At 38.9% G+C, this 25,100-nt stretch carries 30 protein-coding genes, 3 tRNA genes and 1 pseudogene; 3 read left to right on the forward strand and 31 right to left on the reverse strand.

Annotation, left to right across the window (positions count from 1 at the left end):
* Positions 1 to 51: 51 nt before the first annotated feature.
* The 16 genes from V4B17_RS03305 to V4B17_RS03380 form a co-directional block, all read right to left on the reverse strand.
* Positions 52 to 861: a biotin--[acetyl-CoA-carboxylase] ligase gene (locus tag V4B17_RS03305; RefSeq protein ID WP_455480054.1), complete on the reverse strand. Its 810-nt coding sequence runs from the start codon at positions 859 to 861 to the stop codon at positions 52 to 54.
* Positions 861 to 2,315, reverse strand: a complete 1,455-nt coding sequence (gene nuoN, locus V4B17_RS03310; protein WP_455480055.1) for an NADH-quinone oxidoreductase subunit NuoN — start codon at positions 2,313 to 2,315, stop codon at positions 861 to 863. The genes V4B17_RS03305 and nuoN overlap by 1 nt, the downstream gene beginning before the upstream one ends.
* A gap of 18 nt (positions 2,316 to 2,333) precedes the next feature.
* The gene (locus tag V4B17_RS03315) at positions 2,334 to 3,803 is read right to left on the reverse strand and encodes an NADH-quinone oxidoreductase subunit M (protein WP_455480173.1); all 1,470 of its coding nucleotides are present in this window, start codon (positions 3,801 to 3,803) and stop codon (positions 2,334 to 2,336) included.
* Entirely contained in the window at positions 3,803 to 5,767 is a 1,965-nt protein-coding gene (gene nuoL, locus V4B17_RS03320; RefSeq protein WP_455480056.1) for an NADH-quinone oxidoreductase subunit L, read from the reverse strand. The genes V4B17_RS03315 and nuoL overlap by 1 nt, the downstream gene beginning before the upstream one ends.
* Before the next feature lie 6 nt (positions 5,768 to 5,773).
* Positions 5,774 to 6,082 carry an NADH-quinone oxidoreductase subunit NuoK gene (nuoK, locus tag V4B17_RS03325; RefSeq protein ID WP_455480057.1) on the reverse strand — a complete coding sequence of 103 codons (309 nt, stop codon included), beginning with the start codon at positions 6,080 to 6,082 and terminating at the stop codon, positions 5,774 to 5,776.
* A 12-nt stretch (positions 6,083 to 6,094) separates the two neighbouring features.
* Positions 6,095 to 6,715 carry an NADH-quinone oxidoreductase subunit J gene (locus tag V4B17_RS03330; protein WP_455480058.1) on the reverse strand — a complete coding sequence of 207 codons (621 nt, stop codon included), beginning with the start codon at positions 6,713 to 6,715 and terminating at the stop codon, positions 6,095 to 6,097.
* A 99-nt stretch (positions 6,716 to 6,814) separates the two neighbouring features.
* Complete coding sequence (gene nuoI / locus V4B17_RS03335) at positions 6,815 to 7,306, reverse strand: NADH-quinone oxidoreductase subunit NuoI (protein WP_455480059.1); 492 nt, start codon at positions 7,304 to 7,306, stop codon at positions 6,815 to 6,817.
* A 14-nt stretch (positions 7,307 to 7,320) separates the two neighbouring features.
* On the reverse strand, positions 7,321 to 8,367 hold the full coding sequence (gene nuoH, locus V4B17_RS03340; protein ID WP_455480174.1) for an NADH-quinone oxidoreductase subunit NuoH: 1,047 nt from the start codon (positions 8,365 to 8,367) through the stop codon (positions 7,321 to 7,323).
* Between the two features lie 22 nt (positions 8,368 to 8,389).
* The gene (nuoG, locus tag V4B17_RS03345; protein WP_455480060.1) at positions 8,390 to 10,459 is read right to left on the reverse strand and encodes an NADH-quinone oxidoreductase subunit NuoG; all 2,070 of its coding nucleotides are present in this window, start codon (positions 10,457 to 10,459) and stop codon (positions 8,390 to 8,392) included.
* A 48-nt stretch (positions 10,460 to 10,507) separates the two neighbouring features.
* On the reverse strand, positions 10,508 to 11,812 hold the full coding sequence (gene nuoF / locus V4B17_RS03350; protein WP_455480061.1) for an NADH-quinone oxidoreductase subunit NuoF: 1,305 nt from the start codon (positions 11,810 to 11,812) through the stop codon (positions 10,508 to 10,510).
* A 165-nt stretch (positions 11,813 to 11,977) separates the two neighbouring features.
* Positions 11,978 to 12,631, reverse strand: a complete 654-nt coding sequence (gene nuoE / locus V4B17_RS03355) for an NADH-quinone oxidoreductase subunit NuoE (protein WP_455480062.1) — start codon at positions 12,629 to 12,631, stop codon at positions 11,978 to 11,980.
* Positions 12,631 to 13,821 (reverse strand): NADH-quinone oxidoreductase subunit D, encoded by a 1,191-nt coding sequence (locus tag V4B17_RS03360; protein WP_455480063.1) that lies wholly within the window; start codon positions 13,819 to 13,821, stop codon positions 12,631 to 12,633. The genes nuoE and V4B17_RS03360 overlap by 1 nt, the downstream gene beginning before the upstream one ends.
* 162 nt (positions 13,822 to 13,983) lie before the next feature.
* Complete coding sequence (locus V4B17_RS03365) at positions 13,984 to 14,550, reverse strand: NADH-quinone oxidoreductase subunit C (protein WP_455480175.1); 567 nt, start codon at positions 14,548 to 14,550, stop codon at positions 13,984 to 13,986.
* A 16-nt stretch (positions 14,551 to 14,566) separates the two neighbouring features.
* Positions 14,567 to 15,145 carry a NuoB/complex I 20 kDa subunit family protein gene (locus V4B17_RS03370; RefSeq protein ID WP_455480064.1) on the reverse strand — a complete coding sequence of 193 codons (579 nt, stop codon included), beginning with the start codon at positions 15,143 to 15,145 and terminating at the stop codon, positions 14,567 to 14,569.
* Complete coding sequence (locus V4B17_RS03375; RefSeq protein ID WP_455480065.1) at positions 15,136 to 15,501, reverse strand: NADH-quinone oxidoreductase subunit A; 366 nt, start codon at positions 15,499 to 15,501, stop codon at positions 15,136 to 15,138. Before V4B17_RS03375 ends, V4B17_RS03370 begins: the two co-directional genes overlap by 10 nt.
* A 314-nt stretch (positions 15,502 to 15,815) precedes the next feature.
* Positions 15,816 to 15,892 (reverse strand) — tRNA-Asp (locus V4B17_RS03380).
* Between the two features lie 175 nt (positions 15,893 to 16,067).
* On the opposite strand from V4B17_RS03380, the gene V4B17_RS03385 reads away from it, so the two are divergent.
* Positions 16,068 to 16,143, forward strand: a tRNA-Val gene (locus tag V4B17_RS03385).
* A gap of 539 nt (positions 16,144 to 16,682) precedes the next feature.
* Positions 16,683 to 16,772, forward strand: a tRNA-Ser gene (locus tag V4B17_RS03390).
* 362 nt (positions 16,773 to 17,134) lie between these two features.
* Here the strand turns inward: V4B17_RS03390 and V4B17_RS03395 are convergent.
* From V4B17_RS03395 to V4B17_RS03425, 7 genes are all read right to left on the reverse strand, one after another.
* Complete coding sequence (locus tag V4B17_RS03395; protein ID WP_455480066.1) at positions 17,135 to 17,353, reverse strand: hypothetical protein; 219 nt, start codon at positions 17,351 to 17,353, stop codon at positions 17,135 to 17,137.
* Entirely contained in the window at positions 17,334 to 17,549 is a 216-nt protein-coding gene (locus tag V4B17_RS03400; protein ID WP_455480067.1) for a hypothetical protein, read from the reverse strand. The genes V4B17_RS03395 and V4B17_RS03400 overlap by 20 nt, the downstream gene beginning before the upstream one ends.
* Positions 17,482 to 17,709 carry a hypothetical protein gene (locus tag V4B17_RS03405; protein WP_455480068.1) on the reverse strand — a complete coding sequence of 76 codons (228 nt, stop codon included), beginning with the start codon at positions 17,707 to 17,709 and terminating at the stop codon, positions 17,482 to 17,484. The genes V4B17_RS03400 and V4B17_RS03405 overlap by 68 nt, the downstream gene beginning before the upstream one ends.
* A complete protein-coding gene (locus V4B17_RS03410) occupies positions 17,706 to 18,368 on the reverse strand; it encodes a lysozyme (protein ID WP_455478943.1) in 663 nt (220 codons plus the stop codon). The genes V4B17_RS03405 and V4B17_RS03410 overlap by 4 nt, the downstream gene beginning before the upstream one ends.
* A gap of 108 nt (positions 18,369 to 18,476) precedes the next feature.
* Positions 18,477 to 18,758 carry a hypothetical protein gene (locus V4B17_RS03415; protein ID WP_455480069.1) on the reverse strand — a complete coding sequence of 94 codons (282 nt, stop codon included), beginning with the start codon at positions 18,756 to 18,758 and terminating at the stop codon, positions 18,477 to 18,479.
* Complete coding sequence (locus V4B17_RS03420; RefSeq protein WP_455480070.1) at positions 18,755 to 19,516, reverse strand: phage antirepressor KilAC domain-containing protein; 762 nt, start codon at positions 19,514 to 19,516, stop codon at positions 18,755 to 18,757. The genes V4B17_RS03415 and V4B17_RS03420 overlap by 4 nt, the downstream gene beginning before the upstream one ends.
* Positions 19,506 to 19,712, reverse strand: a complete 207-nt coding sequence (locus V4B17_RS03425) for an Arc family DNA-binding protein (protein ID WP_455480071.1) — start codon at positions 19,710 to 19,712, stop codon at positions 19,506 to 19,508. The genes V4B17_RS03420 and V4B17_RS03425 overlap by 11 nt, the downstream gene beginning before the upstream one ends.
* A gap of 74 nt (positions 19,713 to 19,786) precedes the next feature.
* On the opposite strand from V4B17_RS03425, the gene V4B17_RS03430 reads away from it, so the two are divergent.
* A complete protein-coding gene (locus tag V4B17_RS03430; RefSeq protein WP_455480072.1) occupies positions 19,787 to 19,990 on the forward strand; it encodes an Arc family DNA-binding protein in 204 nt (67 codons plus the stop codon).
* A gap of 30 nt (positions 19,991 to 20,020) precedes the next feature.
* On the opposite strand, the pseudogene V4B17_RS03435 reads toward V4B17_RS03430, so the two are convergent.
* From V4B17_RS03435 to V4B17_RS03470, 8 genes and pseudogenes are all read right to left on the reverse strand, one after another.
* Positions 20,021 to 20,128 (reverse strand): annotated as a pseudogene (locus V4B17_RS03435) (phage antirepressor Ant); the annotation flags it as partial.
* A 67-nt stretch (positions 20,129 to 20,195) separates the two neighbouring features.
* Positions 20,196 to 20,504, reverse strand: a complete 309-nt coding sequence (locus V4B17_RS03440) for a HigA family addiction module antitoxin (RefSeq protein WP_455480073.1) — start codon at positions 20,502 to 20,504, stop codon at positions 20,196 to 20,198.
* Between the two features lie 10 nt (positions 20,505 to 20,514).
* A complete protein-coding gene (locus V4B17_RS03445) occupies positions 20,515 to 20,793 on the reverse strand; it encodes a type II toxin-antitoxin system RelE/ParE family toxin (protein ID WP_455480074.1) in 279 nt (92 codons plus the stop codon).
* Between the two features lie 166 nt (positions 20,794 to 20,959).
* Positions 20,960 to 22,273, reverse strand: coding sequence for a phage late control D family protein (locus V4B17_RS03450; protein ID WP_455480075.1), 1,314 nt, complete (start codon positions 22,271 to 22,273; stop codon positions 20,960 to 20,962).
* The gene (locus tag V4B17_RS03455; protein ID WP_455480076.1) at positions 22,273 to 22,494 is read right to left on the reverse strand and encodes a tail protein X; all 222 of its coding nucleotides are present in this window, start codon (positions 22,492 to 22,494) and stop codon (positions 22,273 to 22,275) included. Before V4B17_RS03455 ends, V4B17_RS03450 begins: the two co-directional genes overlap by 1 nt.
* A complete protein-coding gene (locus V4B17_RS03460) occupies positions 22,494 to 22,871 on the reverse strand; it encodes a phage tail protein (RefSeq protein WP_455480077.1) in 378 nt (125 codons plus the stop codon). Before V4B17_RS03460 ends, V4B17_RS03455 begins: the two co-directional genes overlap by 1 nt.
* 5 nt (positions 22,872 to 22,876) lie before the next feature.
* Entirely contained in the window at positions 22,877 to 25,006 is a 2,130-nt protein-coding gene (locus V4B17_RS03465; RefSeq protein ID WP_455480078.1) for a phage tail protein, read from the reverse strand.
* Complete coding sequence (locus tag V4B17_RS03470; protein WP_455480176.1) at positions 25,003 to 25,074, reverse strand: hypothetical protein; 72 nt, start codon at positions 25,072 to 25,074, stop codon at positions 25,003 to 25,005. Before V4B17_RS03470 ends, V4B17_RS03465 begins: the two co-directional genes overlap by 4 nt.
* Between the last annotated feature and the right edge of the window lie 26 nt (positions 25,075 to 25,100).

The raw sequence follows: 25,100 nt of genomic DNA on the forward strand, positions 1-25,100 counted from the left end.
ACATCTCCTAAATCATTAAGATAATCTGATGGTGAAATAAAAATTTATCAATTAATAACGACCTGCATTAACAGAAGCAGCCGAGCCAAAATGAACATCTCCAGCTGTTATAATTGCTTGCTGACCATTTTTTTGTTTTATGATGCAGTTAAAATCATTATCAAGACCATCAAAAATACCTTCGATGATTTTTTCATCATTGATTATTTTGACATACTGCCCAAGGTGAGCAGAGTGTAAAAGCCATTTTTCGCGGATTATATCGCACCCTCTTGATTGATTCCAAAGGAGATAATTTTTGGAAAAATACTCTGTTAAAACTGTAAATATCTGCTCTGCATCAATATGTAAACCAACACTTTTTAGACATGAAGTGGGACAGGGTGCATCTTCATAATGATATTTTACATTTATTCCAATACCAATAACCAAAGCATATTGTTGTGACGGCAAATTAAAAATTTCAAGTAAAATTCCTGAGCTTTTAGCTCCTCTTAATAAAATATCATTCGGCCATTTTAAGCTAATGATACTATTTATTTGCGTTTTATTTTTTATAAATTGTTTTACTGATTCTACTACGCTTATCCCAGCAACAAAACCAAGCTGAGCAGCAGTTTTATGAATAATATTATCGGTTAACAAGAGGCTAGAATAAAGGTTTCCCTTCGGACTAAACCATGTTCTACCTCTTCTTGCTCTTCCCCGTAATTGTTCTTGTGCAACAACCCAGTGATAACCTTTATGACCAGCTTGTGCTTTTTGCTGTGCGATGAAATTCGTTGAATCCACACTTTCATACGATTCAACCGTGTATCCTTGTTTTTGTGCAAAATCTGATAAAATATAAACCATATTCATTAAAACAATGCGATTGCTGCTTTTTCTGCTAACTCAGCAAACCAAATTCCAAATAGTGTATAAAACAAAATGAATAATGTAGAAAGACCGAGACAAAATTGAAGTTCATTCGACAAAGTAATAAAATGTGCCTTCTCTTCATCGAACCACATAATTTTAATGACTCGTAAATAATAAAAAGCCCCGACAACAGATGTTATCATACCAACGACAGCAAGTGGAGCAAGTCCAGCATGAACAGCAGCAGAAAATGTATACCACTTTCCAAAAAATCCAGCCATCGGTGGTATACTTGCTAAAGAGAAAAGCTGTATAGTCATCACAACAGCCATAAACGGATTTGTCTTTACTAATCCTGAAAGATCATAAATATTTTCAACATTTCCACTATCAGATCGCATCCCAAGAATAAATGCAAATGAACCAATCGTCATCCCGAGATAAATAGTCATATAAAGAATAACACTTTTTATCCCAAGTACATCTCCAGAAGCCAAACCAACAAGCGCATATCCCATATGACTGATCGATGAATACGCCATTAAACGCTTAATATTACTTTGACCAATCGCAGCAAATGCACCAAGTATCATTGATGCAATCGCTATGAACACCAAAATCTGCTGCCATGCAGGCATAAAGCCATCGGTACTACCTAATGGAATGAAGGCCATAGCAATAATACGAACAATTAATGCCATTGCTGCCACTTTAGGAGCACCAGCAAAAAATGTTGTAATTGGTGTTGGCGCTCCCTCATAAACATCAGGTGTCCACATATGAAACGGAACTGCAGAAATTTTAAAAGCCAAACCAGCTAAAATAAAGACAATTCCAAAGATAACTCCCAATTGCAAGTTTTTACCTTTTAAAGCAACAGCAATTTCGTTAAAACCAATTTGACCGGTAAAACCATAAAGCAGCGAAATACCATAAAGCAAGAGTCCTGAAGATAATGCCCCTAAAACAAAATATTTTATACCAGCTTCAGAAGATCTTACATTGTCACGATTAATCGCCGCTAAAATATACAAAGCCAAAGATTGTAGTTCCAACCCCATATAAAGCGATAGCATATTACCAGCTGAGATCATGAGCATCATGCCAAGAGTTGCTAAAAGAACGAGTACCGGAAATTCAAATACATCAAATTTATGATTACAGGCAAAATCAACAGACATAACAAGAGCAAAGAGCGCACCAATAAGCGTTAAAATTTTCATATAACGGCTGAAAGAATCGATAATAAGCGCATTGTTTTGAAATAAGCCACTTTTCGGAAAAACGACAATAATAATAATAGTTGCGACAAAAAGGGCAATGGCTAAGCCAGTCACAGTTAGAGAGGCACGTGCCTTGGAATAGACACCAATCAAAAGCAAAACGATCGCCCCAAATGCTATTAAAAGCTCTGGAAAAATTAACACTAATTGCGCTATTATTTCAGTTTGCATGAGCACTCTTTTCTTAATTTAGTGTAGTTTACTAACAAGGGATTTTACAGAAAATGCCGTTGCTTTAAGAACAGGGGTTGGATAGATACCAAAAAATATCGTAAGAACAACCATCGGATAAAGAATAAATTTTTCTCGTGAAGAGAGATCAAGAAGGACTTTTAAGTTCTCTTTATCCAGAGAACCAAAAACCACACGCCGATAAAGGTAAAGTGCATAAGCAGCTGACAAAATAACACCAGTTGTAGCAAAAACAACGACAAATTTATTTACCTGAAAAACACCTATTAAGGTTAAAAATTCACCCAAAAATCCTGAACTTCCTGGTAAACCGACATTTGCCATCGTGAAGATTAAGAAAACAACAGCATATTTTGGCATGTTATTCACTAAGCCACCAAAAGCTGAAATTTCACGTGTATGCAAACGATCGTAGATAACCCCAACGCAAAGAAATAAAGCTGCTGAAACAATTCCATGCGAGAGCATTTGATAAATAGCGCCTTGAATAGCTTGTTCATTCACAGCAAAAATGCCCATAGTCACATATCCCATATGCGCTATTGAAGAATAAGCAATAAGTTTTTTTATGTCATTTTGAACAAGAGCAACCAGTGATGTATAAATAATCGCAATAAGCGATAATACGAAAATCAAAGGAGAAAAATTTAATGAAGCGACAGGAAACATTGGTAAAGAAAAACGAAGGAAACCATAACCGCCTAATTTGAGCAAAACACCGGCTAAAATAACAGAACCAGCCGTCGGAGCTTCCACGTGAGCATCAGGTAACCATGTATGAACTGGCCACATCGGCATTTTAACCGCAAAAGAAGCAAAAAATGCAAACCATAACCACATTTGCATATGCGCTGGAAATTGGTGTGTTAATAAAGTTGGTATATCGAGTGTCCCAGCTTCCCAATACATAGCCATAATAGCAACCAGCATAAGCACTGATCCAAGTAAAGTATAAAGAAAAAACTTCATACTCGCATAAACACGACGTACCCCACCCCAAACACCTATAATAATAAACATTGGAATAAGACTGCCTTCAAAAAAAACATAAAATAAAATTGCATCAAGAGCACAAAAGACTCCAATAATCGCAACTTCAAGAAGAAGAAAAGCAATCATATAAGCTTTTAATTTATCTTTAATATTTTCCCAACTTGCTAAAATACAGAAAGGCAAAAGAAAAGCTGAGAGGACAACAAAAAGAATAGAAATACCATCTATTCCCATACGGTAACTAATACCCCCTCCTAACCAATTGAATTTCTCAACCATTTGAAAATCAGCATTTGTATGATCAAAACCAGCCCAAATAATTAAAGAAATAATGAAAACAAAAACACTCGTAAAAAATGCTACATTGCGTATATTATGTCGTGCTGCTTCGCTATCATCTTTGATAAACAAAATTAAAATCACACCAACAAGCGGCAAAAAGGTAATCGTAGAAAGAATAGGCCAATCAATCATCAATTTATGCCCCCGATCATCATCCATGTGATCAGCGATGCAATCCCAATTAGCATTGCAAATGCATAATGATAAAGATACCCCGTTTGTATCCGAACAACTCTATTTGTAATATCAACAACACGCGCTGCTATACCGTTCGGACCTAAACCATCAATAATTTTGCCATCTCCCACCTTCCAAAGAAAGGAACCAATTCTTAAAGAAGAATGAACGAACAAAAAGTGATACAATTGATCAAAATACCATTTTTGGTAAAGAAACTGATACAATCTAGGCATAAATCTAGCTAATTTCTTAGGAAGAGAAGGAACAGAAATATAAAATAAATAGGCTAACATAAATCCAAGAATCATTGCTATAAATGGTGACCATTTTACTAAATAGGATACATCGTGGATATCATGAAGAATATGATTATGGCTGTTTGTAAATAACGCCCCTTTCCAAAAAACATCATATAAACTACCAAAAAAATAAGGTTGGAAAACAACACCCGAAAATATTGCTCCAATAGATAAAATGAAGAGAGGAAGCAACATAACAAAAGGCGATTCATGAACATGATGCATCACATCAATGGTCGCACGTGGTTTACCATGAAATGTCATAAATATAAGCCGCCACGAATAAAAACTGGTTAATAAAGCTGAAAAAATAAGAAGCCAAAAAGCATATCCTGAAGCAATATTATGAGATACAAAAGCAGACTCTATAATTGCATCCTTAGAAAAAAAACCAGCAGTCCCGAAAAGTGTCCCTGGAATTCCAACACCGGTCAAGGCAATAGTTCCTATGACCATCATCCAATAAGTTGCTTGTATATGTTTACGCAACCCACCCATTTTTCGCATATCTTGTTCATCAGACACAGCATGAATTACAGAACCTGCACCAAGAAATAATAAAGCCTTAAAAAAAGCATGTGTAAAAAGATGAAAAACGGCTGCTCCATAAGCTCCAACACCTAATGCAACAAACATATAACCAAGTTGCGAACATGTAGAATAAGCAATGACACGCTTAATGTCATTTTGCACCAATCCGACAGTTCCTGCAAAAAATGCAGTTGTTGAACCAACAATAATAATTACTGTCAAAGCAATGGAAGAAAGTTCGAAAATTGGTGACATACGCGCAACCATAAAAACACCTGCCGTTACCATCGTTGCTGCATGAATAAGTGCTGATACAGGCGTCGGTCCCTCCATTGCATCAGGGAGCCATGTATGTAAAAAAAACTGGGCTGATTTCCCCATAGCACCAATAAATAACAGACAACATGTAACAGTAATTGCCGTCTGACCATCAAGATGCAAACCTAAAAATGTTACATTCTGCATGAATCCCTTGTCGGCAGCTTTTGCAAAAATAGAAGAAAAATCAACAGATTGAAATAAAACAAAAATACTAAAAATTCCTAAGAGAAAACCAAAGTCTCCAACACGATTAACCACGAAAGCTTTCATTGCAGCCTTATTGGCTGAATCCCTCTGAAACCAAAAACCAATGAGCAAATAAGACGCAAGCCCCACACCTTCCCATCCAAAAAACATCTGAATCAAATTATTGGATGTCACCAACATAAGCATCATAAATGTAAATAAAGACAGATAAGAAAAAAAACGTGACCTGGAAGGATCGTGATGCATATAACCAATTGAATAAATATGCACCAATGCCGAAACACTGTTTACAACAACAAGCATGACAGCTGTTAAAGTATCAACATACAAAGCCCAATCAAAAGTTAATCCATCGACGGCAAGCCAATGCAATAGTAAGAGATCAACTGCCGGAACATGACCAAGTGCAATACCAAAAAAGACTATCCAAGACAATACAGCGACAATGACCATAAAGCTACAAGTTACCAATTCACTCGCCCGATTTCCTATAGTTTTTCCACCTAGAGCAGCAATTAAAAAGCCTAAAAGTGGAAGAAAGACGATCGTATAATACATCACTGATCAGCCTTTCATTACATTAACGTCTTCAACCGCAATAGAACCACGATTACGGAAAAAAACCACAAGAATTGCTAAACCAATCGCGGCTTCAGCAGCCGCTACGGTTAAAATAAATAAAACGAATATCTGACCAACAAGATCATGAAGAAACGCTGAAAATGCAACAAAATTAAGATTCACTGAAAGCAATATAAGCTCAATGGACATCAAGATAATAATCACATTTTTTCTATTGAGAAAAATTCCAGTAATACCAATTGTAAACACTAAAACAGAAACAACCAGATAATGAGTGATATCAATGTGCATAGCCTCCCCCCCTTAAACGCCCTTACCTGACTCAACTTGTTTGATTTCGATTGCATTTTCTACTGTTCTAGACACTTGCACCGCGATAGATTGTCGCTTTACACCCGATTTGTGACGAAGTGTCAAAACAATAGCGCCAATCATCGCAACCAATAAAATTATTCCAGCAATTTGAAAATAAAAAATATAATCCGTGTAGAGGATGTCGCCTAATGCTTGTGTATTTGTTCGCTGCGCTAGATCTGGCATTGGTTGCGTAATATCTGTCCTAAGAACTGGAGAAAAATGGCTAGCAACAAAAACAATAATTAATTCTACGGAAACAATGCCCCCAATAAAAACCCCAATAGGAGCATACCGAAGTGCACCACCTTTTAACCCAGCAAAATCAACATCAAGCATCATAACCACAAATAAAAACAAAACAGCGACAGCTCCAATATAAACAACAAGCAGAATAAGCCCTAAAAATTCTGCTCCTGCAAGCAAAAACAAGGCAGAAGCATTAAAAAACGCTAATATTAAAAATAAGACAGAATGCACAGGATTACGTGCTGTAATAACAATAACAGCACTCACAAGCATAACAAAAGAAAACAAATAGAAAAACGCTGCCGCTAGATCCGTTAGCATAGGCCTCTCCTCAGCCAATCAAACAATTGGTATAATACTTCATACCAGATTACAATTTATCGGAAAAATTATCCGACACCCCATCATTCAACAATACACTTAACGATAAGGTGCATCCATCAATATATTACGAGCGATTTCCCGCTCCCAGCGATCTCCATTCAACAAAAGCTTTTCCTTATCATAATAAAGTTCTTCACGCGTTTCCGTCGCAAACTCAAAATTTGGACCTTCGACAATAGCCTCAACCGGACATGCTTCTTGACAAAAACCACAGTAAATACATTTAACCATGTCTATATCATAACGAACAGTTCTACGCGTACCATCATTACGCCGCGGTCCCGCTTCAATTGTGATAGCTTGAGCAGGGCAAATCGCTTCACACAATTTACATGCAATACACCGTTCTTCACCATTTGGATAGCGACGTAATGCATGTTCACCACGAAAACGCTGAGAAACAACCCCCTTCTCATAAGGATAATTAATTGTAGGCTTTGGTGAAAAAAACTGACGCATTGCCAAGAAAAAAGCGCTCACAAATTCCAACAAAAGGAGTGATTTCGCTGCTTGAATAAGATCTGACATATGAAGAGCTCCTCTTAAGCAAAACCAGTATATTTTAAGAAAGAAGCAGTTATTACAACCATCGCTAATGAGAGAGGAAGAAAAATCTTCCAACCAAGCCGCATAAGCTGATCATAACGATAACGCGGAACAAATGCTTTAACCATAGCAAACCAAAAAAATACAAAACAAACCTTTAGAATAAACCAAATAATACCAGGAACCCAATTAAGCCACCAAACATCCAAGGGAGGCAACCAGCCGCCTAAAAATAAAATGGTTGTTAATGCGCACATTAAAACAATAGCAACATATTCACCAAGAAAAAAAAGCATATAAGGTGTTGAAGAATATTCAACCATATGACCAGCTACAAGTTCAGATTCAGCTTCAACCAAATCAAAAGGGGGACGATTCGTTTCTGCAAGTGCAGAAATAAAAAATATAATAAACATTGGAAAAAGAACGAGCCAATTCCAATCAAGAAAACTGTTAAAAGGAAGACCAAGGATCGTACCAATTCCAGAACTTTGTTTATGAACAATTGTTGTAAGATCCAATGAACCACTCACTAAAATGACGGTTACAAGTACAAATCCAATTGAAACCTCATAAGAAACCATCTGTGCAGCGGAACGAAGAGCCCCTAAAAAAGGATATTTAGAGTTTGATGCCCACCCCCCCATAATTACGCCGTAAACTTCAAGAGATGAAATAGCCAAAATATAAAGCAAACCAACATTAATTTTTGCAACTTCCCATCCTTCATTAACTGGAATAACAGCCCACGTTGATAAAGCAAGTGTAGCGGACACAAAAGGCGCTAATAGAAAAACACCCTTATTCGCACCAGCAGGAATAACAGGCTCTTTAACAATAAATTTAATCAAATCCGCAAAAGACTGTAATAAACCCCACGGACCAACAACGTTTGGTCCACGACGCAATTGTACAGCAGCCCAAATCTTTCTATCTGCGTAAAGAAGGTAAGCAACTAGAATGAGAAGAACAACTAAAAGGAGAAGTGTTTTTCCGACTATAATGAGCAATGGCAAGAGCCAAGTCATAAAGAAATTATACATCATTACCCTTTTCCTTCTACCTTTACTCTACAGCTTGCATAGCACGATTCTTTGCAAAAGATGAGCATTCTGCCATAATGGCAGAAGCACGTGCTATTGGATTTGTCAAATAAAAGTCTTTTACCATAGAAGGAAACGTTTGTGCTTCTAAAACGACCGTTTGTGAACCAAGAACTTTAAGATCATCTATATCAGAAGGCGCTATATCATCAATGACACAAAGATGTGGATAATCATCAAACAGATTCTGTCTTAATTGAGAAAGAGAATCAAAAGGAAGCTTTCGTTCTAAAACATCCGATAAAGCACGTAAAATAGCCCAATCTTCTTTTGCTTCACCTGGGGCAAAACCCGCCCGATTTGTCATTTGAACACGCCCTTCTGTATTCACATAAAGCCCTGATTTTTCAGTATAAGCTGATGCTGGCAAAATAACATCAGCAGCGTGTGCACCTTTATCACCATGGCTACCAATATAAACTGTAAAAGCTTTTTTATTAGCCAATTCTACTTCATCAGCACCAAGCAAAAATAAAACTTCACAGGTTTTAAGAATATTTGCAACTCCAAGTTTGGAAGTAAAACCTATATCCAACCCTCCAACAGTTGATGCAGCATTGTGAAGAACACCAAACCCATTCCATTTCTCGCTAAGAGCTCCAACACTATCAGCTAATTTTGCAAGATTTTTTAAAACACACAAGCCTTCCTTACCTGAAAAAGCTCCCTCCCCGATAAGAATAAGTGGCTTTTCGGCTTCTTTTAACACATTTAAAAACGCATCTTCACCACGAACAAGTGCACTCAATGCATTGGTACCTGCTCCAAGATGAGAATAAGGATAACGTAAATCGACCTTTTCTCCAATTAATGCGATAGGAAAATGTCCCATCCGCTGGCGCTTTAAAATACGTGCATTTAAAACAGCAGCTTCATAACGTGGATTAGACCCCACGATAAGCAATGCATCAGCCTGTTCAATACCTGCAATCGTCGGATTAAAAATATAACTTGAACGCCCAAATTCAGGGGATAAAACCATCCCTCTTTGACGACAATCAAATATTTCTGACCCCAATGAAAGAAGCAATGTTTTAAGTGCATACATTTCTTCAACAGACGCAAGATCTCCAGCAATCGCTCCAATTTTTTCTGGCAATGTTTTAGAAACCACCATTTTAATTTTTGCAAAAGCTTCTGTCCAATTTACAGGCTGAAATTTTCCATCTTTGCGTACATATGGCCTATCAAGTCGCTGAGTGCGCAATCCATCCCAAATAAAACGCGTCTTATCAGAAATCCATTCCTCATTTACATCTTCATTTGTACGCGGCATAATTCGCATCACTTCACGACCACGACTATCAATGCGAATTGCGCTACCAAGCGCATCCATTACATCAATCGATTCCGTTTTTACCAATTCCCAAGGACGCGCATGAAACGCATAAGGTTTTGACGTTAAAGCTCCCACCGGACAAAGATCAATAACATTTCCCTGTAATTCAGATGTCATTGCTTTTTCAAGATACGTCGTAATTTCAGCATCTTCACCACGACCTATCAAACCAAGCTCAGAAATACCCGCTACTTCTGTCGTAAAACGAACACAGCGTGTACAATGGATACATCGTGTCATAACCGTCTTTACAAGTGGCCCAATATATTTATCTTCTACAGCACGCTTATTTTCATTATAACGAGAACAATCACGCCCATAAAGCATCGCTTGATCTTGAAGATCGCATTCTCCTCCTTGATCACAGACAGGACAATCCAAAGGATGATTAATAAGGAGAAACTCCATAACACCTTCGCGTGCTTTTTTAACCATTGCCGTGTTAGTAAAAATTTCTGGGACTTCACCATTAGGGCCTAACCGTAAATCGCGAACTCCCATAGCACAAGAAGCTTGAGGTTTCGGAGGTCCGCCCTTAACCTCAACCAAACACATGCGGCAATTTCCAGCAATTGATAAAGATTCATGAAAACAAAAACGAGGAACTTCGGCACCAGCCGCCTCAGCAGCTTGAAGCAACGTATAGTAATCAGGGACTTCAATCTCTTTACCATCAACTTTGATATTTATCATCACTCATCCAGCCTGCGGATACCGTTTCTCTTAAAATAAAATTCTTTATTACACCACTTCCAAAGCAATATTTTTGCTTTGGACTACATTTCGCGTATAATCATCAATTCTGCGCTCAATTTCCGGACGAAAATTACGTATCAACCCCTGCACGGGCCATGCAGCAGCATCACCAAGCGCACAAATAGTGTGTCCTTCAACCTGCTTAGACACTTCAAACAAGAGATCAATCTCACGTTTTTGCGCTCTTCCCTCGACCATACGCCCTAAAAGACGCATCATCCAACCCGTCCCCTCACGACACGGTGTACACTGACCACAACTCTCGTGCTTAAAAAAAGCAGATATACGCCAAATCGCCTTGATAATATCGGTTGATCTATCCATAACAATCATTCCTCCTGTGCCAAAAGAAGACCCGACATTTCGCATCCCATCAAAATCCATGACCGCATCGATCATATCCTCACCGCGAACAACTGGACAAGAAGCCCCTCCTGGAATAACGGCTAAAAGATTATTCCATCCACCACGAACACCACCCGTATGTTTTTCAATTAATTCACGAAATGAAACACCAAGAGCATCTTCAAATGTACAAGGTGCATTGACATGCCCTGAAACCATAAACAATTTTGTTCCAACATTATTTGCCCGTCCGATTGATGAGAACCACGAAGCACCCCGCCGCAAAATCGTTGGAACAACGGCAATAGACTCTACATTATTTACTGTTGTTGGACAGCCATAAATCCCCATATTGGCAGGAAATGGTGGTTTAAGCCGAGGCTGTCCCTTTTTCCCCTCAAGACTTTCAAGAAGAGCCGTTTCTTCACCACAAATATAAGCACCAGCTCCATGATGAATAACAATATCACAAGCATGTCCATATTTCGTTTTTTTACCAAGTAAACCTGCATCATAACATTCATCAACAGCAGCTTGAAGCGCTTCACGTTCACGAATATATTCACCACGAATATAAATAAAAGCGACATTCGCTCCCATAGCAAAGGTAGCAAATGCACATCCCTCAATTAAAGTGTGGGGATCATGTCGCAAAATATCGCGGTCTTTACATGTTCCCGGTTCTGATTCGTCTGCATTGACAACCAAATAGTGTGGCCGTCCATCACTCTGTTTTGGCATAAAAGACCACTTCATCCCTGTAGGAAAACCAGCACCACCACGTCCACGCAAACCAGATGCTTTCACCTCATCAATGATCCAATTACGGCCTTTGTCAATAATCGCCTTGGTGCCATCCCAATGTCCACGCAACATCGCAGCCTTTAATGATTTATCTTTTAAACCATACAGATTGGTGAAAATGCGATCTTTATCAGCCAGCATACCCCACCCTTTTTTCTTTTTTCCATAGCATTTTTTGCTTTTCCTCAAATGCAATTTTTAAATATCTTTTCAAGATTTCTTATTTTTTGTTAAATGCTGCCATCATGGGTAGAATAATAAAATATTTTCTCAAGAAAAATACTTGATTATGTTCTCATCCTTTTCCTATCCCTTTTTTGTAAAAATTTGAGAGATCTTTTTTTCTTTTTCATCATCAATAAGAGAAGTTAAACCACCAATCGGCTCCGACGATTTACGACTACTTTGTGGACCAACCGCTATCTCAGAACCCTTACCCGCTTCAAATGCGTCAATAATTTCTTCAAGACGCTCAACTGTAAGATCTTCATAGGTATCTTTAAAAATAAGAACCATCGGAGCATTTACGCAAGCACCAAGACATTCTACCTCTTCCCATGATAAGGTTCCATCCTGATTGGTAACAAAAGGTTCACGATGAATTTTTTTCTGACAAACTTTAATCAATTCACCAGATCCACGTAACATACAAGGAGTCGTGCCACAAACTTGAATATGTGCCTTTGTTCCCACAGGTTTGAGTTGAAATTGAGTGTAAAAGGTTGCAACTTCCAAAACACGAATATAAGCCATGGAAAGAATCTGAGCGATATGCTCAATCGCAGCACGTGTCACCCAACCATCTTGCTCTTGAGCACGCATCAACAGTGGAATTACAGCAGACTGCTCACGCCCTACAGGATATTTTTTTATGGTACTTTTTACCCATATCTGATTTTCTTTTGTAAAAGAAAATTCAGCGGGCTGATAAACATCATCTGCAAGACGACGCACAGACATTAGCGATCAACCTCCCCAAAAACAATATCAATCGAACCCAAAATAGCCGTGGCATCGGCCAACATATGACCTCGGGTTAAAAAATCCATAGCTTGAAGATGCGCAAATCCAGGGGCACGCAATTTAACACGATAAGGCTTATTAGTCCCATCAGAAACAAGATAAACGCCAAACTCACCCTTTGGAGCTTCCACAGCAACATACACCTCACCAGGAGGAGTATGAAAGCCTTCCGTATAAAGCTTAAAATGGTGAATAAGCGCTTCCATGGAATTTTTCATTTCAGACCGCTTTGGAGGTACAATTTTGCGATCTAAGCTTGAAACCGGTCCATTTTTTTCAGTACTCAACAAACGCTCTACACATTGACGCATAATTTTTGCTGATTGACGCATCTCTTCCATACGAATCAGATAACGATCATAGCAATCACTGTTTTTACCTACAGGAATATCAAATTCCATCTCATCATAACATTCGTAAGGTTGGCTTTTACGTAAATCCCATGGTACACCAGCTCCACGAATCATAACACCAGAAAAACCACGCGCCCAAGCTTCATCAATACTTACCACGCCGATATCCACATTACGCTGCTTAAAAATCCGATTTGGCGTTACAAGCGAATCAAGTTTACTAAGAGCAACAAGAAAAGAATCAATAAAATTACCAATATCTTCAATCAAAGATTCTGGTAAATCTTGATGCACACCACCAGGGCGAAAATAATTTGCATGAAGACGTGCACCACACGCACGCTCATAAAAAATCATCAATCTTTCACGTTGCTCAAACCCCCAAAGTGGTGGCGTCAAAGCACCAACATCCATTGCTTGCGTTGTCACATTAAGTAAATGATTAAGAATACGCCCAATCTCTGAAAACAAAACACGTATTAACTGTCCTCGTTTAGGAACCTCAACACCCAATAGTTTTTCAATAGCAAGCACAAAAGCATGCTCCTGATTCATGGGAGCAACATAATCCAAACGATCTAGATAAGGACATGCTTGAAGATAAGTTTTTGTTTCCATTAACTTTTCTGTACCGCGATGCAGCAGTCCAATATGGGGGTCTACACGCTCAACAACTTCACCGTCCAATTCCAGAACCATACGCAAAACCCCATGCGCTGCAGGATGCTGCGGACCAAAATTGATATTAAAGTTTCGAACATTGACCTCAGCCACAATTAACCCCTTGTTTTTTTAAAACTTCATACAGAATCCTGACAAGAGTTCCCATCACATTAAAATGTTTTATTATAAAATAAGCTACTATCTCAATCTCAAGCCCTATAAGTTCTAATACCACCCGTTGACATCTAATTTTTCATCACACGGCAAGACACATTACACTCCTTCCCAAGGAGAAAGAAAATCAAAATTGCGCATTTCTTGTCGCAAGACAACAGGTTCATAAATTACCCTCTTTGCTTCATTGTCATAACGACATTCAACAAACCCTGTTACGGGAAAATCCTTGCGTAAAGGATGTCCCTCAAAGCCATAATCGGTCAAGATTCTCCTTAAATCTGGATGACCAAAAAATAAAATTCCATACATATCGTATATCTCCCGCTCATACCACTCTGCTCCAGGGTAAATCGAGCAAGCAGAAGCAACGGGAGTACTTTCATCCGTACGCACTTTTACGCGTAAACGTAAATTCTCGCGAGGCGATAACAATTGGTAAGAAACGTCAAAACGTTTATCACGAGATGGATAATCAACACCGCTAATGTCTGTAATATTAATAAACTGACAGCGAGAATCATCACGCACAAACATTAAAACATCCGTAATTGCATCAAGACGCGATACAATAGTCAACTCACCAAATGCAAGAACAGTCTCTTCAAGCTTATCTCCTAATTTGTTTTTTAAATAGGCAGCAAGTTCAACTAATAATTCACTCACCATGATAATGAAATCCCTATCGCTCTATAGAACCAGTACGACGAATTTTTTTCTGAAGCAATAATATACCATATAGCAATGCCTCCGCTGTAGGAGGGCACCCTGGAACATAAATATCCACAGGCACAATGCGATCACACCCACGTACAACTGAATAAGAATAATGATAATACCCGCCACCGTTTGCACACGACCCCATAGAAATCACATAACGTGGCTCCGGCATTTGATCATATACTTTTCTCAATGCAGGAGCCATTTTATTTGTTAGAGTACCCGCTACCACCATCACATCCGATTGGCGAGGCGAAGCGCGTGGCGCATATCCAAAACGCTCATTATCATAATGAGGCATTGAACACTGCATCATCTCGACAGCACAACAAGCCAAACCAAAACTCATCCACATTAAAGAACCGGTACGCGCCCAAGTAATCAAAGCATCCGCTGAAGTAACTAAAAAACCCTTATCCGATAATTCAACATTAATGTCACGGAGAAAACTATCGTCAGAACCCATCAAATTACCGGCATTATGATCAATAATTCCCTTTTTTTTTGGAGCAATAAGCATTGAATTATTAGTCAATCCCATTCCAGAGCTCCTTTTTTCCATTCATATATAAAACCGACAGTCAAGAGTGCTAAAAATATGATCATCGACCAAAAACCAAACATACCTATCGAGCCAAATGAAACAGCCCAAGGGAAAAGAAAAGCAACTTCAAGATCAAAAATAATAAACAAAATTGATACCAAATAAAAACGAATATCAAACTTCATGCGTGCATCATTGAACGAATTGAATCCACATTCATAAGCCGATAATTTTTCTGGATCCGGGGAGCGATAAGCCACAATGTAAGGCATAATTAAAAGGGATCCAGCAATAATTGCTGAAACAACAATAAAGATTAAGACCGGCAAATAAGAACTCAATAAATCAGCCATAATCCTCTCCCATCTTAATTAAATGCCTGAAACAAAATAATCACCCGACATTGCTAGATCAAACAGACAAACCGCAATAATGGTTTTATTAACTCTGCTTATACTGTTTCAGGGACATATCATGCAATATTTTTCCTATTGGCATAGGTAACGCAGAGCAAAGAAAGACGCAAGCCCTATTCTTAAAAACTACGTAAAAAGGAACAAAAGCTGCATTCTTAGAATCACTCTAAGGTCATCGTCTTGATGATCATATGCCCTATAAGTAAAATGTTCACATTTAAAAATGGAAATTCTACAAAGAAATCACAAAATGGCGCGAGTGACGGGGCTCGAACCCGCGACCTCCGGCGTGACAGGCCAGCACTCTAACCAACTGAGCTACACCCGCGCACTTCTTATGAACCAATTGACAATTGGTACAAGCGGTCGTGTAAGGGGTTCATACGTTTATGTCAAGCAGGCGTATGCATTTTTTTAAAAAAATAATCAAACAATATCTTTATTCTTGCGTTTGAAAAAAATTTTCCTTAAAGAGGTTCCATTCAGTTGTTGATCATTTCATTGGGCGATTAGCTCAGCTGGTAGAGCGCCTCGTTTACACCGAGGATGTCGGGAGTTCGAGTCTCTCATCGCCCACCATTTAGCTTTGTGCATTTATTAGGTTAATGATTCTTTGCGTTTTTATGTGGAGAATACGCAAAGAGATGGGGAAACAGATTTTTCTGATACTATGCTATAATTGTTGCGAATCGGGACTCTATCAGAGTTTTTTGGCTGTATCGGAATTTTCTAAAAAGGGAGACAGTTTAGCTCTTCGTCGACAGCCTTTTGAGATATGCAAAATATAGTCTCGCGCATCCACAAACTAATGGAATTAATAATAAAAAACGATAAGTCTAGCTATCCATACATAAGAGATATCATTTTCACATCTCGATGATGTTGATTATTTCATGAAGCTGTTGTTTTTATTTTCTTCTGAAAAAAGACGCCTATCCTAAAATGAAATTACTGATTTAAAAAGAAATCTTCGAATAAAAGGTAGATTAGGGATTGTTTTTGATTCTCTTGAGATAATTTTATTAAAAGCGTTTAGATATACATTTAAATAATTGACCTTTTGTAAGAATAAATAATTGACCTTTTGTAAGAATTTTGTAAGAAAGCGTATTCAGTTTGGAGGGGTGGCCGAGCGGTTTAAGGCACCGGTCTTGAAAACCGGCGTGCAGGAGACTGTACCGTGGGTTCGAATCCCACCCCCTCCGCCACTGCGTTTTTGTGTGCGTATAACTTATTGATTCTACATTTGTTTTTTTAAGGTTCGGGATAAATAAACAAAGGTAAGGGAATAGGATTTTCGAATGTAGCTGTAGCTTGCTACCTTGTTTTGCACTATTTGACATGATTCCTGTTGTCCTAATCCATTTCTTTAAAGACCTTTCAAAGGGGCTTTAAAAGCTCCTCAAAGAAGATTTTTTGTTAAAAAGCGCAATTTGTGATGATAAGCTCCTTGGCAATGTTTGAACCGCCAAATGAATAAGATGTAGTAACCTCTTTATATATAAAACTCACTAAAGATTTTTCTGATCTCTGATATTAAGAAGAGAGGCCATGTTTTTATGTATATTTTTCAACTTTTTGAAAACCACTGCTTCAAATGAACAAAGATATTGTCTAGTGCATCCATAAGGCGTGCAAAATTAAGAATGAATAAAAAAATGATGAATGCAATCCATTTCATAAGGCGAGACATCATTTTCACACTTTGGTAGGTAACAATCATTTCTTGAAGCATTTCTTTTTCTGCTTCCGTAAACTCTGTTATTTTCTCAGTCTTCTTTTTGGCCATGCTTCCACCCGCACAAGCACTCGCCTTGCTTGTTATGCTTTAAGATATCTCTTGCTAAGTTTGAGCTGATGACGTTCAGATCTTGCTTGCCTAAGTAAATGGGCATCCAACCTAGACAGGAAACAGACCTATTTATCGCGCAACCAGTTAGAGAGATCAGCACGCACATCAGCATCACTTTTCTTGTTAATTTCATTTTCCACCTTAAACCGTGTTGCTGCTGATTCTAAAGCTTTCTTTGTTTGTTTCTGTTGTCCAAACTTCTTTCCAAGGTAAAATGCTTTCACTATAGCCATAGAAAAAGCAGCAAAAGCCGCCATCATAAGTATTAAATTTTTCTTTACCCGCCAGATCATAAGCGTTGCTCATGAAAACGTTTGGCTATAAACATAACACCGATACAGGCAGCTATAATCATAATGGCCGCAAAAGCCCATTGAACTGGGCCATTGCCTGCCAATAAGCCTCCAAGTCCAGAAAAAGAACCAATAATTGGTGCAAGAATTTCTGCTTTGAAAAAACCTGTTGGTTCTTTTGTTTCTACCGGTTGATAATTTGAACAAACATAAGACCCCTTTGCCCATAATCCCGATTCTGCTGCACGACGATTAACAAGACCTTCGAGACATTGTCCTCCTGCTTTTGTCCATCTCTGTAATTCGGTTGGAACAGATTCATAATCACTATTATTGAGCTTTTTTAAAAGCGTCGAATTGCAAAAAGCCGTTGCCCCTACATTATAACAAAAAGACACCAATGCTGAAAATTGCTCATCCGTTAAAGGGACAGCGACTGCTTGCTCAACAGTATTCTCAAATTGTTTTAAATCTTGGCAAAGAATGGTTTCTGCTTCTTTTTCTGTGATACTCATACCTTTACGCACCAAAGGTTCTCCAGCAGCGTTGGTATGGCCATAACCAATTGTCCATACACCAATAGCATCCTGATAAGACTGTAATCGCAGTCCTTCCCATTGCTTAATGAGCATAAGCCCCTCTTTCGATATTTTTCGCATTGCTTCCCTCCATAAAAAAAGCCCCGCAAAACGCGGAGCTGATTGACATATTTAAAATTCATTTTTCCGTCTTTAACAACGGGAAGAAATAAGACTCATTGATAAAGGTTAAGCCACTTTCTTAAGTGGGTTTTCTAAACTTGGATCATAAGCCTTCAACAAAGGTTTCAGAAGGTAAGAAAACTCTGAAACACCAAAATTTGTGAGAACTGCTAACATCTTAATAATGTGTGGAGCTTCTTTCTCAAGCTTTAAAACTAAAGCTTTTTCTACTACGCCCATGGTGTTAACCAAAACATTATGCTCCTCATCTTCCATACCATCATAGCTATTGCAAATCTGAAACAATACCATCCACAAATCACACAAAGAGTCGATATCAGTATTCATTGCACACCCCCATGGATTTCTTCTCTCAAGAATGCCAAGCCCTTTGTGGTGATTTTTGTTGAAGGCAAGACCTTTTCTGTGCCATCGGGTCTTTGAATCGTGACAGTTGGACAATCCATCAGACCTTTCTTGATCTTATCCTGATAAGGCAATAATGCAGATCCTGGAGCACGTCGGTAAACCCAATCATTCCCACGCAAATAATCAATTAAATCCTTTGGCCGCACTTCCAAAACTTTTGCTGCTTCTGTAAGACCAAACAAACCATCAGAGCGTGTTAAACCTTCAAGCGCTTCTGCTTTTGGCTTGAGTTCAGCGATGATTATATCCTTACGCTCATTTTCATCTTTTAAATGCGTTAAAACACCAAGGATTACTTCAGAACTGGAGTAGTCGATCGATTGGATATGGGATTGCTTTATCTCGCCTCTGCGCCATGCAACAAATAGCTTAATAAGCATATAACGAACTTGAGAAGATTTTTCTGTATTCGATAATGTCGCAATCAATAATGCTTGCTCTTCGTTAAGCCAATATTCTGTTACGTTATTGCCTTTTATTACGTGCGCCATAGTGGCGCACGTCCCAAACCTTTCTATTTCTTTCATATTTCTTGCGATTAATTTTCTAACGTCACGTGTACGAACAAACCCTAGTTTTTCTGCTAAGTCCACATCGCGAACACGGGGCTCGTTTTCGATTTCTCTTAATTTGATTAATTTGTCTTTATTGATAGGTAAGTATGTGCTATTGTTCATGGCGGTTAACCTCTTTCAGGTTGATTAGATGTGAAGCGTTAGAGTGGGTTTTTGCGGACTTATGCTCTAGCGCTTTTTCTCTTTTAAGAATGTTAATTATTTCAGATGAAAGAGAGCGATCATTCTCTATCGCCCTATCAAACAACCACTCCTTTAATGTATGTGGCATATTTATTTTATATTGGATCGTTTTCATTTTACCTCCTATGCACATATTTAGTACCAAAAAAGTACCTTGTGTCAAGTGTATTTTAGGTATATTTTAGGTGCATGACAAAAAAAGATCGTGTGCAATTTAAATTTCTCATCCCAGTTGAACTAAAAAATCAATTGGAAGAGTTTGCTGAAGCAAACCATCGTAGCCTTACGGGCGAAATTCTTTCTCGTTTAGAGGAGTCTGTCCGCACTACCCATCTACGAGCAATGGACTCAAAAGATCTCCCAACGCGCATGAGACAATCACTTTGTGAATAAAAAATAATAAAGCCCGATTCCACACATAGTCCCATCAGAGCGGGTTAAGCCTTCAAGGGTCTTTGCTTTCGGTTCTAATTTAGCAATGATAGCATCCTTACGCTCGTTTTTATCTTTTAAATGCGTTAAGACAGCAATGTCATACATTCACTCTTTCTGCAATCTTGATAAAAAATAGTATCATCAGCTCTAGTAGCACTTAAAATTAAAGAATGTGGAGTGTCGGAATTTTGCTAACATCTATTTCACGCTCAGCATGCCAAGCATCATAAGCTGCTTGCATGCGCAACCACACAGCAGCACCATCCCCAAACATTTTTCCTAAGCATGCTGAAAGAGAGGGAGAGACAGGTTTTTTGGCACATAGAATATCGTAAAGATGTTGGCGTGATATACCAAGCATTTGTGCAATTTCTGATTTTGTTTTGCCGGTTTCAGAAATGATCTCTGCCAGTAAATCACCTGGATGAGAAGGGCAACGGTTTTTATCTCTTTGTGCAGGAATATCATTCATAACTGTATCCTTAGTGATATTGTTCAAGATCAACACGATAAGCATGGCATGTATTAAATTCAAAGGTAATACACCATGGTCCATTAACATGAACAGTATAACGGGTGGGTGAATATCCAATCAAAGCATGAAAATTAAATCCTGGTAGATTCATATCTTCTAGTCTTTCAGAAACATCTAAACGATCGAGACGAACAATGATGCGTTTTACAAGTCTCTTATCAATCTTGGATGATTTTCCTGTTTTGAATAATTCAGCCAATTCTTTGCTTTTAAATGTTTTAATCATTCCTTTATATAATGTAGAAAATGATAAATGTCAACAAATAGCTTACATTAAATGGCAGCGATCAATGGTTACTCCCAACCGTAAACAGCGAGCCTTACCCCCATGAAGATGAGCATTCTAAAATGCATTTTGCTTCTGCAATGAGAGCTTTGTAGCTTCCGTTTTCTCACACATCTTCCTCATCCATATGGATGACATCTTCGCCTTCATCATATGCCGTGGTGGAGTGAGCACTTGGGTCGATAATGTCATCTTTGTCTGGTGTTATATTGGCAATATTCCCTGCTGGATCTTCCTGTGCTTTATTAAAGAGCTCGCATTCTATATTTGTGGTGTAACCACCAGTTTTATCAAGTTTGTGCTTAACGCTTTTGATCCGCCATTCTGCTGGAATATAAGGTCGGAAAGGCGGCTCTTGGATCAGCTTTGCTTCTGCTTGAACAAAGGGGTTGCCACCCATGCTACACGAAAAGGATGCTTGTCCACGCGAGGATCTATTACGATAAGCAGCAATTGCTGCAACAGCTTCTGATTGATTATGGTAGGTATATTTTAATTCATGAAAGGGTGCATTCCCAACTTTGACCTCTTTTTTTTCACCACTGCGCAAATCATGGTAGCTAGCAATCACACCACCTTTTTTCTCTTCCTCTTCTTGGTTAGATTCTTGTAACCCTTTTTCTCTTCTTTTTAGCTCAGGTAATGCTGGAATATCGCTTTTATCCATATGGATGAGATCAGAACTGTCATCAATCTCTTCTGGTGCTCTTGCAGCAGAAGCAGCTTTTTGATCGTCACCCACATCCGTTCCCAAGCCATTGGCTGCCCCTGCTTCCTCACGCGCACTGTACTTAAAATCCCAAGAGCTACACATTTGTTCATGAATGGAAACAATAGGAAGTGGCTCACCCGTAATGGCTATGCCAAACCCACGCTTAGCAAGCACAAGTTTTCCATCAACAGGTTTTGCAACAGCATCATATGCTTCAGCAAGGCGTGCAGCAAAAGCCATATCACTTTCCGACGTTTGGTCAATGTGACGCACAACAATTTTTGCAAGAGCAGGATCAATCTTTGGGATGTAACCATTGCGTCTTGCGATCTCTTGAACAATGCTTCCTAATGTTTGCTGGTGATAAGATCGGCTTTGAGGCGTTCGGTAAGATGTGTTCATTGATGCTGCATGGCCAGTCACACTTAAACTTCGTGGTGGATTGCTAACGGATATTTCATCTATTAAGTAGCTCCCCATATCGCGTGTTTGACCACCTTCATAGCCTAATGTCACAGCAGTCACTGTTCCAATTAAAGGAATATCAAGAAAGCCATTATCGCTATGACGTGCACGATCATCAAGCTCTATGGTGATGCGATCACTTTTTTCCTCTGCTTCATCCGTAATTTTAATGGACAAAACATAATCCATTAAAGAGCTTGTAATGTCTTTTCCATTGGCCATAACCACACAAAAAGGTTTCATTATCCGCTGCCCCAAATTCTGATTACTGGTGTCGCTTTTGGATAAAGTAAGGAAGGCAAAACAATTGTGATCCCTGCTGGTAACATTGTCCCATAATCCGCAAGTCCAGCATTGGCTGCATAAACACGCTCAACAGCAAGCGCCTGTTGACCTTTGGGGTAATACTTCCAGCAAATAGCATCAACCATATCACCATCTTTGGTGATGTAAAGATGACTCATTAATCACCACCATATTCTTTCAAGTGCACAGTAAATTCTTGTTTTTTGGGTGTGCCATCATAATGAAAAACACTTTGCTTCTCAGAAACGGAAAGGATAACAAATTTGCCTAAAATTCTTCCCTGCCCCGTCACAAGGATGTGAGCACCGTCATGCGTCATTTGTCGTAGGTAATCTAACTGTCCACGACCACCTCTAAAATCTGGATAAATCACACCTGTTAATGACAGTTCTGCATTAGCAACAGCTGGTAATTGAAGAACAGATTTTCTTCCTAATCGTCCTTGCTCAACCCATGGAACGTCATAAGACATATCAAGGGTTTGATAAGTTGCTGTTTTGAGCGAAAAAATAAAGCTTCCTAACGCTAACATCATGGCGTTTAATCCGAAAGACTCGATGCGATCGCCAAACGCTGTTGTTTGGCATGATTTTCAAGGGCTTTATTGATCGCAGCATTAATGTCACCGGGAGAACCATCTCCCCCTGAAATATTCAAATTGGTGATCGTAATAGAGGCATCTACATTAACAAATTTATGAGCCATCATTGGCTCAAGAGTATTAAAATCTTTAGTTTTTGCTCCTATCGTGTTAGCTGAGTTGCTATTGTATTGTCTTAATGGAGTATTCGTAACAACTGCTGCATCAACAATTTTTGTTGCATGCGCACCGGTTTTTTCAGTAAGATTTTTGATAGTCTCTGTTGAGTTTTTGTTGATCACAGTGCTAAAACCTAGCTTTTTTTGCATCCAACTTGGCATCCAGCTCATCAATTTTTTAACTGCGCTGCTAAGCCAATCAGACACCGTCTGCCACGCGCTTTTCATGCCATCAAAAAGCCCACCGATCAGGTTAGCGCCTGCATCCACTAAATTGACCCCCAATAACCAATCAATCAATGAATCAATTTTCTCTGCTATCCAACAGAGTGGAGAAAAATTTTTAAAAAGAGCAAAAAGATTACCAAAAACATTACCGCATAAAGCAGCAAAGGAATCCCATAGCTTGCTCAGGTAGCTTGTTACCGTATCCCAGTTTTTGTAAAGTAGATATCCAGCCCCAATAAGCAGTGCAATACCACCGATTATCCAGCCTATAGGGGTAGTCATGATTGCGATACCAAGCGATACAAATGCTGAGCTTGCTGCAGCTATTGCTGAAAGCAGCGATCTTCCAAGAGTTATAGAAAGTCTGACAAATGCTAAACTTGCTGTAGCTGTTGCTGAAAGCAAGGATCTTCTAAGAATTGCAAAAAACCCGATAAAAACTGCACTAACCACAGCTATGGATGCAGCCAACCAGCCATTAATTTTATCCCAGTTTTGATAGAGCATATATCCAGCCCCAATAAGCAGTGCAATACCACCGATTATCCGGCCTATGGGTGTAGTTGCTATAGCAAAACCAAGCATAGTAAATGCTGATCCAAGTGCAGCCAATGATGCAATGAGTGGAGCAAAAATAAAAGAACCAAGTGCAACAAGAGCAATCTTAAAGAGGGTTATTTCACCAATTAGTGGCTCCATCCACTTAAACCAACCTTTAATCCTTTCCGTAATATCGGTAATATTCTTTCTTAAATCGGAAGCAGGATCCTGTAAATCTTTAAGCGCTTGTTTTAAGGTTTTCGCCCATTCAGTAATGGTTGTTTGAATAAGATCACGATTTTTATCAATCAAAGCGGAAAAAGCATCGATCATATCATTCATAACAGGCATAAAACGCGCCCCAATAAAACTGGCAACACCACCAATTTTCTTTTTAAAAGCACCAAGCTTATCACTTAAATCTGCCGCATACTGCGCAACATCTGCCCCTATAAGCCATTTCCCCTTTCTTGCCTTTGCAAAGAGATCTTTGATGGGCTCCATACCTTGCGAGAGCATTGCAGCCATTTCCTTGCCATCACCCCCAAAAAGCAGAGCAGCAATATGCTGTCTTTGCGCTTGATTTTGTATCTTGCCCATCTTATCGGTAATTTCTTCCAACAAAATTGAATTGGATTTGAGCTTTCCAGAAGCATCTTTTACAGAAATGCCAAGCGCCTCAAACCCCATAATTCCTCTTCTTTGCCCAGCAAAAGCTTGTGCAGAACGCCTATTTAAAACAGCTAAAGATTGTTGAAAAACCTCAGCAGAAGTTCCAGAATTATCCGCTGCATCACCCCATAATTGAAGCGATGCAACGCTCATACCTAAATGCCGTGACGCATGGTGAAGACTATCTCCCATGCGCATGGTTTTCATCGTAACAGCCGTCAAACTGGCCACAAGACCACCACCAGCAATCCCTAACGCGCCAGAAAAAACTGCTGTGCGACTGGCCGCTGTACCAAGGGCACTTTGAACACCCTTAAGGCTTGCCGTCATCTTTGTTACCGCAGCAGAAAAGCGAGGAACCCCCAATCCATGAGACAATTCCTTAAAACGCTTTTGTAAACGCTTAAGAGGTGCAGTTATTTTGTCTTCAAGTGTTAATTTTACCTTTGCGTCAGCAACTTTCTTGCTCATTTTGTTTTATACCTCTCTGCTGCTTGCTTTCGCCAAAAGATCAATTCTTGCGGTTCCATTTCCAGCATATCTGAAAGCGGCCAGTGAAAAACGA

The organism is Bartonella sp. B23 (assembly GCF_053793815.1).

Excerpts from the sequence above, each read along its gene's own strand:
- V4B17_RS03305 (WP_455480054.1), bottom strand. The coding sequence starts at position 861 with ATGAATATGGTTTATATTTTATCAGATTTTGCACAAAAACAAGGATAC.
- nuoN (WP_455480055.1), bottom strand. The coding sequence starts at position 2,315 with ATGCAAACTGAAATAATAGCGCAATTAGTGTTAATTTTTCCAGAGCTT.
- V4B17_RS03315 (WP_455480173.1), bottom strand. The coding sequence starts at position 3,803 with ATGATTGATTGGCCTATTCTTTCTACGATTACCTTTTTGCCGCTTGTT.
- nuoL (WP_455480056.1), bottom strand. The coding sequence starts at position 5,767 with ATGTATTATACGATCGTCTTTCTTCCACTTTTAGGCTTTTTAATTGCT.
- nuoK (WP_455480057.1), bottom strand. The coding sequence starts at position 6,082 with ATGCACATTGATATCACTCATTATCTGGTTGTTTCTGTTTTAGTGTTT.
- V4B17_RS03330 (WP_455480058.1), bottom strand. The coding sequence starts at position 6,715 with ATGCTAACGGATCTAGCGGCAGCGTTTTTCTATTTGTTTTCTTTTGTT.
- nuoI (WP_455480059.1), bottom strand. The coding sequence starts at position 7,306 with ATGTCAGATCTTATTCAAGCAGCGAAATCACTCCTTTTGTTGGAATTT.
- nuoH (WP_455480174.1), bottom strand. The coding sequence starts at position 8,367 with ATGTATAATTTCTTTATGACTTGGCTCTTGCCATTGCTCATTATAGTC.
- nuoG (WP_455480060.1), bottom strand. The coding sequence starts at position 10,459 with ATGATAAATATCAAAGTTGATGGTAAAGAGATTGAAGTCCCTGATTAC.
- nuoF (WP_455480061.1), bottom strand. The coding sequence starts at position 11,812 with ATGCTGGCTGATAAAGATCGCATTTTCACCAATCTGTATGGTTTAAAA.
- nuoE (WP_455480062.1), bottom strand. The coding sequence starts at position 12,631 with ATGTCTGTGCGTCGTCTTGCAGATGATGTTTATCAGCCCGCTGAATTT.
- V4B17_RS03370 (WP_455480064.1), bottom strand. The coding sequence starts at position 15,145 with ATGGGATTGACTAATAATTCAATGCTTATTGCTCCAAAAAAAAAGGGA.
- V4B17_RS03375 (WP_455480065.1), bottom strand. The coding sequence starts at position 15,501 with ATGGCTGATTTATTGAGTTCTTATTTGCCGGTCTTAATCTTTATTGTT.
- V4B17_RS03395 (WP_455480066.1), bottom strand. The coding sequence starts at position 17,353 with ATGGCCAAAAAGAAGACTGAGAAAATAACAGAGTTTACGGAAGCAGAA.
- V4B17_RS03400 (WP_455480067.1), bottom strand. The coding sequence starts at position 17,549 with ATGAAATTAACAAGAAAAGTGATGCTGATGTGCGTGCTGATCTCTCTA.
- V4B17_RS03405 (WP_455480068.1), bottom strand. The coding sequence starts at position 17,709 with ATGATCTGGCGGGTAAAGAAAAATTTAATACTTATGATGGCGGCTTTT.
- V4B17_RS03410 (WP_455478943.1), bottom strand. The coding sequence starts at position 18,368 with ATGCGAAAAATATCGAAAGAGGGGCTTATGCTCATTAAGCAATGGGAA.
- V4B17_RS03415 (WP_455480069.1), bottom strand. The coding sequence starts at position 18,758 with ATGAATACTGATATCGACTCTTTGTGTGATTTGTGGATGGTATTGTTT.
- V4B17_RS03420 (WP_455480070.1), bottom strand. The coding sequence starts at position 19,516 with ATGAACAATAGCACATACTTACCTATCAATAAAGACAAATTAATCAAA.
- V4B17_RS03425 (WP_455480071.1), bottom strand. The coding sequence starts at position 19,712 with ATGAAAACGATCCAATATAAAATAAATATGCCACATACATTAAAGGAG.
- V4B17_RS03430 (WP_455480072.1), top strand. The coding sequence starts at position 19,787 with ATGACAAAAAAAGATCGTGTGCAATTTAAATTTCTCATCCCAGTTGAA.
- V4B17_RS03440 (WP_455480073.1), bottom strand. The coding sequence starts at position 20,504 with ATGAATGATATTCCTGCACAAAGAGATAAAAACCGTTGCCCTTCTCAT.
- V4B17_RS03445 (WP_455480074.1), bottom strand. The coding sequence starts at position 20,793 with ATGATTAAAACATTTAAAAGCAAAGAATTGGCTGAATTATTCAAAACA.
- V4B17_RS03450 (WP_455480075.1), bottom strand. The coding sequence starts at position 22,273 with ATGAAACCTTTTTGTGTGGTTATGGCCAATGGAAAAGACATTACAAGC.
- V4B17_RS03455 (WP_455480076.1), bottom strand. The coding sequence starts at position 22,494 with ATGAGTCATCTTTACATCACCAAAGATGGTGATATGGTTGATGCTATT.
- V4B17_RS03460 (WP_455480077.1), bottom strand. The coding sequence starts at position 22,871 with ATGATGTTAGCGTTAGGAAGCTTTATTTTTTCGCTCAAAACAGCAACT.
- V4B17_RS03465 (WP_455480078.1), bottom strand. The coding sequence starts at position 25,006 with ATGAGCAAGAAAGTTGCTGACGCAAAGGTAAAATTAACACTTGAAGAC.